The 289-nt window shown below is 74.0% G+C and carries 1 protein-coding gene; it reads left to right on the top strand.

The annotated features are described in order from the left end of the window. A partial coding sequence (locus tag ACEPPI_RS40865) for a ketoacyl-synthetase C-terminal extension domain-containing protein (protein WP_373920294.1) occupies window positions 1–289 on the top strand: 289 nt, incomplete at both ends.

Below are 289 nucleotides of genomic sequence, written 5' to 3'. Positions count from 1 at the left end.
GTTCGGTGTGAGCGGGACGAACGCGCACGTGATCCTGGAGCAGGCTCCGGTCCGGGTGGAGGAGCCGGCGGGGGAGGCGCGTGAGCTGCCCGTCGTCCCGCTGGTGGTGACCGCCCGCTCCGAAACCGCCCTCCACGCCCAGGCCGAACGCCTGCGGGCCCACATGGAGCGGGAGCCCGCGCCGCGTCCGCTGGACGTGGCGTGGAGCCTGGTCACGGGCCGTTCGATGCTGGAACACCGCCGGGTGGTCCTCGGCGGTACGACCGTCGAGGGTGTGGCGGGGTCGTTC

The organism is Streptomyces sp. AB3(2024) (genome assembly GCF_041862025.1).
Lineage (GTDB): Bacteria > Actinomycetota > Actinomycetes > Streptomycetales > Streptomycetaceae > Streptomyces.
The sequence above is the reverse complement of the archived record's forward strand: the minus strand, read 5'-3'. Positions and strand labels throughout refer to the sequence as shown.